This is a genomic window from Streptomyces sp. C (assembly GCF_000158895.1).
Lineage (GTDB): Bacteria > Actinomycetota > Actinomycetes > Streptomycetales > Streptomycetaceae > Streptomyces > Streptomyces racemochromogenes.
Window position 1 is genome coordinate 2,125,468 of the sequence record NZ_GG657750.1, and the last position, 4,509, is coordinate 2,129,976.

5 protein-coding genes are annotated in these 4,509 nt (G+C 73.5%); 1 reads left to right on the plus strand and 4 read right to left on the minus strand.

Going from position 1 to position 4,509, the window contains the following annotated elements:
- Positions 1-126: 126 nt before the first annotated feature.
- From SSNG_RS09405 to SSNG_RS09420, 4 genes are all read right to left on the minus strand, one after another.
- Positions 127-759: a hypothetical protein gene (locus SSNG_RS09405; RefSeq protein ID WP_007263583.1), complete on the minus strand. Its 633-nt coding sequence runs from the start codon at positions 757-759 to the stop codon at positions 127-129.
- A gap of 79 nt (positions 760-838) precedes the next feature.
- Entirely contained in the window at positions 839-1,639 is an 801-nt protein-coding gene (locus tag SSNG_RS09410) for an ABC transporter permease (protein ID WP_050779583.1), read from the minus strand.
- Entirely contained in the window at positions 1,636-2,598 is a 963-nt protein-coding gene (locus SSNG_RS09415; protein WP_042803185.1) for an ABC transporter ATP-binding protein, read from the minus strand. The genes SSNG_RS09410 and SSNG_RS09415 overlap by 4 nt, the downstream gene beginning before the upstream one ends.
- Before the next feature lie 103 nt (positions 2,599-2,701).
- The gene (locus SSNG_RS09420; protein WP_050779584.1) at positions 2,702-3,988 is read right to left on the minus strand and encodes an NYN domain-containing protein; all 1,287 of its coding nucleotides are present in this window, start codon (positions 3,986-3,988) and stop codon (positions 2,702-2,704) included.
- A 213-nt stretch (positions 3,989-4,201) separates the two neighbouring features.
- Between SSNG_RS09420 and SSNG_RS41980 the strand changes: the two genes are divergently transcribed.
- The gene (locus SSNG_RS41980) at positions 4,202-4,366 is read left to right on the plus strand and encodes a hypothetical protein (RefSeq protein WP_007263587.1); all 165 of its coding nucleotides are present in this window, start codon (positions 4,202-4,204) and stop codon (positions 4,364-4,366) included.
- Positions 4,367-4,509: the final 143 nt, after the last annotated feature.

Consider the following 4,509-nt stretch of genomic DNA (forward strand, 5'->3'; position numbering starts at 1 on the left):
CCGGCGTTTGAGGCGCGGGGGTCGGGGCGGAGCCCCCAGGGGGTCCGGGGCGGAGCCCCGGGGAACGGGCGAAGGGCGGGGCGGGGAGCAGCCCGCGCAGCGGCATACGCGCACCCCGGCCAGGGGTCAGGGCTGCGGGGGCTCCGGGGCGGCGTGCACGTGCGGCGGGGGGTAGGTGCCCTCCAGCGGCCAGTCGGCCTCCGGGCCGGCATCGCGGGGGCCCCACAGGGCCGTCAGGGCCAGGTGGGCGGCGACGGCGGCCATCGGCCACACCAGCAGCACCCCGTACGCCAGCAGCTGCAGCGGCGCGTCGAACGGCACGCCCTTGCCCGCCTTGGCGGCGGCGGCCGGGACGTCCCCGCCGGGGCTCAGCCAGAGCCCGAGCCGCCACCCCACCAGGGAGGCGAAGCAGGCCCCGACGGCCAGCCCGATCACCAGCGACACGCCCCCGCGCCGGCGCCACAGGAACACGGCGACCGCGGTGAGCAAGCCCAGCCCCAGGGCCAGCAGGAAGAACGTGCCGTCGGCGCCGATCCGCGCCTCGCTCTCGGTGTCGCGCAGGAAGACGGCCTCACCGTTGGAGACGTACTGGACGCGCGGCGCGAGCCCACGTCCACAGCAGCCCGAGGAGCACCCCGCAGACGCCCACCGCCAGGGTGACGGCGGCCGCGTCGCGGATGTCCGCCGGGGTGACGGGGGCTCCGGCTCGGGGAGCGGGGGCAGGTTCGGCTGCTGCTGTGAGTTCACGGCTTCGGTCACCCCACATTCGTGCGAAGGTGCGGGGCCGCGTGTGTGGTGTCTGGCGGACTCGGTGTCAACGGGACCGCGGCCCGCCCGGTTACAGCCCCAGGTGGCGAAGGGCCAGGGACAGACACCCCCAGACGGCCGGCGCAAGAACGCCGAGGTCCCAGGAGGACACGGCCGTCCAGTCGGGGTGCGGGGCGAAGGTCTCCGCGAAGGCCTCGACCCCGTACGTGGACGGCAGCAGGTCCCGCGCCCACACGATGACGTCCGGCATCCGCTCGGCCGGGAGCACGCCCAGCAGCAGCGCCGCCGACATGCCCAGCTGCCCGGCCAGCGTGGCCAGCTCCTGGCGCGGCGCGAGCAGCCCCAGCGCGGCGCCGAGTCCGGCGAGCGCGGCCCCGGCGAGGGGGACGACGGCGGCCAGGATCCACAGGCCGCCCATCGGCAGGCCGAACAGCACGCAGCCGAACACGGCCGTGACCAGCGTCCCGGGCAGGGTGAAGGAGGCGTACGCGGCGGCCGCGCCGAGCACCACGGAGGCGGGCGGCACGGGCAGGGTGGCGTAGTGGTCGAGGCCGCCGCCGGCCCGCAGCTGGCCGAAGTACTGCGCGAGGAGGTTCAGCGCCACGAAGGCGACGACGAGGACGGAGGAGCCGGCGACGACGGCGCGGGCCTCGGAGCCGCCGCCCCCGTCGACGACGCCCCGCATCAGGATCATGATGCCGACGGACTGGAAGGTGGCGACGAACAGCAGCGGTATCCGGGCGACCCGCGCCCGGGACAGCTGGGCCCGGTAGACGGCGGCGAGGGCGGGGAGCAGCCGCGCCTTCGGAGCCAGGACGCCGACGGGGACGGCAACGGTGGCCGCAGTGGCAGCGGTGGCAGCGGTGGTCACGACTTGACCAGACCCTTCATCCGGCCGCCCAGCGCGAGGTACACGTCCTCCAGGCTCGGCGTGGCCAACGTGAAATCGTCGAGGGCGGCGAAGGCCGGGCCTCCGGTGACGGCGGCGACGGCCGCGCGGGCCTCGTCCGGCGGCAGCCGCAGCACCCAGCGGCGGCCGGACTCGGCGGCCTTCGGGGCGAGGGCGGCGACCTCGGGCACGTCGAGCGGCGGGGCGGTGCGCCAGACCAGCTCCAGGCGGACCTCGTCGGAGACCCGGGCCTTGAGGCCGGCGGGGGTGTCGCAGGCGATGACCTTGCCCTGGTCGACGACGGCGACCCGGTCGAGGACGGTCTCGGCCTCGATGACGTTGTGGGTGACGAGCAGGACGGTGGCGCCGTGGCTCAGGCGGCGGCGGTCCACGGCCTCCCAGACGGCGCGCCGGGCCACCGGGTCCATGCCGGTGGTGGGCTCGTCGAGGACGAGGACGGGCCGCTCCCCCACCAGCGCGGCGGCGAAGCAGGCCAGCCGGCGCTGTCCGCCGGAGAGCTTCTTGAGGGGGCGCCCGGCGATCCCGGTGAGCCCGAGCTCCTCCAGTACGCCGTCCCGTGCGGCCCGGGCCTCGCGCGCGCCGAGCCCGCGCAGCCGGCCGGTGGTCTCGGCGGCCAGCGCGACGGTGAGCTCGTCGAGGGCGGTGGACTCCTGGCCGAGGTAGGCCAGCAGCCGGGAGGCCCGCTCGGGGTGGCGCACGACGTCGTGGCCGAGGAGGGTGACGCTGCCCGCGTCGGGGCGCATCAGGCCGGTGAGCTGGCGGACCAGGGTGGACTTGCCGGCGCCGTTGGGGCCGAGCAGGCCGAAGACCTCGCCGCGCCGGACCTCCAGGGAGATCCCGTCGTTGGCGCGGGTCTCGGGCAGGGCGGGGGCCCCGCGCCGGCCGCGTACGGCGGGGTACGTCTTGACCAGGTCACGCACCGCGCAGACCACGTCCGAAGCGGCTCCGGCGGCCGCCGCCGTGGTCGTTCCTGCCTGTGCTGTGCCCGTGCTCACGAGGGAGCAGCCTACGCGGCTTCCGGCCCTACTCGGCCGCCGGGGTCATCGGGGCCCGGGGTACGGCGCCCGCCGGCCCGCCGACGTGCTCGGCCGCGGCGCGCACGTCGATCTCCCTCCAGAACCCGGCGCGGATGGCGTAGCGGTCGTGCTCGTCGATCTGGTCGTCCTTGTGGGCGAGGAGCCCGAACCGGGCGGCGTAGCGCAGCAGCTCCCCGTCGATGCGGTGGGGGACGCGGGGGTACATGGTGGCGAGTTTCTGCAGGTGGGCGGCTTCCGGGAGACGTTCCATCCAGCGTCGTGCGAAGACCTGGCCGACCTCGAAGGGGTCGCCGCCGACGGTGGTGATGTCCTCCTCGCGGTCGGCCCAGCGCTGTTCGGCGCTGGTGAGCTGGGCGAGCGTGGGGAGCGAGGCGGTCTCGGCGGGTTCGCCGAGCGGGCCGGCGCGGTCGATCCAGCCCTTGTCGGAGGACCAGCGCAGGGCGCTGCCGGCCGGGCCGGCGGCGGATTGGGCGGCCGGCGCCGCGGCGGGGACCGGGGCGGGGGCGCGGAGCGCGGCGAGGTCCTTGGGGGTGGGTACGGGTTTGGCGCCCTCGCCGGCGGGCGCCGGTACGGGTGCTCCGTTCGGGCGGGGTTCGGGGGTGGCGGGGGCGTTGTTGCGGGCGGCCTCGGCGAGGGCCGCCTCGGGCAGGGGTGCGGAGAGGATCGCGGCGATCTCGGGGCGGGGGGCGGGCGGCGGGGGGCAGAGTCCGGCGAGGTCGCGGGCGCGGACGGCTCGGGTGATCCAGGTGCGGTCGAGCACGCGGCGTTCGTCGGCCTCGGCGACGAGGTCCTCGGACTGGTTGTAGTCGCCGTCGGCGGCCTGGACGGCCCAGAGGTGGACGGCGACGCCGTGTTCCTTGGCGGACATCAGGCCGGGCAGGAGGTCGCCGTCGCCGGTGACGAGGACCACGTCGGAGCAGGCCCGGTTGCGGGCGAGTTCGGTGAGTTCGGCGTGCATGGCGGCGTCGACGCCCTTCTGTGCCCAGCGGCCGTCGCTCCGGGTCAGGGCGCCGAGCCGGACGGTGACTCGGGGCATGACGCGGAGCCTGCGGTGTTCGGGCTGGGGGACCCGGTCGGGGGCGCCGTCGAACCAGTAGATCCGCAGGAGGGGCTGCTGGGTGTCGGCTTCGGCGCGTTCGCGCAGTCCCTGGATGAGGGCGGAGTGGTCGACGGTGATGCGGGAGCGGGAGGGTTCCCCGGCGAGCAGGCTCGCGGCGGCCCCCAGCAGGTATCCGGCGTCCACCAGGACGACGCAGCGGTCCACGCGTTCCACCCTCTTCCGTGGGGGTCCTCGACAGGTTTTCCCCGAGTCTGCCCGACCGCAAGGGTGTTGACGGCCGGAACTCGATCATCGGCGTGGCGTATCTCTCAGGGGGCCTCGAAAGCGACCCCCGCCGCGCATGCCAATGATCCAAAATGCGGGCTTTGTGGGGGTGTGTGAGTGTGAAGGCGGCCCTGGCCCCTACACCCCCCACGGAGGCATTCCATGGCCAAGAACAAGAATCAGAAGCAGCCCGCCAAGCAGCAGCCCCGTTCGGGCGGCCAGGAGCGCAGTTCGGCCGAGGCCTCGCCGGAAGAGCGCACCTCGCAGTCGCCGAGCCCGCTGGACATGGCCCACAAGAGCAAGCAGAAGCGCTTCGGCCACAACTGACGCAGCGCGCGCACGCGTACGGAAGGGCCCTATATATATATATATATATATATATATATATATATATATATATATATATATATATATATATATATATATATATATATATATATATATATATATATATATATATATATATATAT